1 protein-coding gene is annotated in these 527 nt (G+C 82.2%); it reads left to right on the top strand.

All coding sequences use genetic code 11. The features are described from left to right. Window positions 1-527: hypothetical protein (locus QYM41_RS17855; RefSeq protein ID WP_368801106.1), on the top strand; the 527-nt coding region annotated here is incomplete at both ends.

Below are 527 nucleotides of genomic sequence, written 5' to 3' on the forward strand. Positions count from 1 at the left end.
CGTCCTGCTGGGACTCGGGGCGGTCGTGCTGGTTCCCGTGGCATGGCTGGCCGGGCGCCGGCTGGCCCCCGGGCGGCTGCTGGCCGTCGTGGGGGCCGCCCAGCTGGGCCTGCACGAGGCGTTCACCGCCCTCGCGGCGCCTCCGGCCTGCTCCGGCCACGGCCACCACGCGGGCCCCGTCGTCGAGCCGCCCCGTCTGCCGCAGGCCGTCCCCGAAGCCGCGCACCACGACCTGGCCGGCTCCGGGCCGGCCATGCTGGGCGGGCACGTCCTCGCGGCGGTGCTCACCGCGCTCGTGCTCTCCCGGGCCGAGGCCGGCCTGTGGTGGGCCCTGGAGTGGCTGCGGCCCCTGGTCACCGTGCCGGCCCCGCCGCGGCGCCCTCCGCTCGTGCCGCGACCGGCGCCGCCGGCACCGCGGGGTCCCGTGCCGACCCGGCGGGGAGCGCGGCCGGACCGGGAGCGCGGACCCCCGGCGGCGACGGCCCCGTGGAGCCCGCCGGGCGGGAATCCCGGCGGGTCCTCGACGG

The organism is Kocuria oxytropis, from assembly GCF_040981195.1.
GTDB classification, from domain to species: Bacteria; Actinomycetota; Actinomycetes; order Actinomycetales; family Micrococcaceae; genus Kocuria; species Kocuria oxytropis.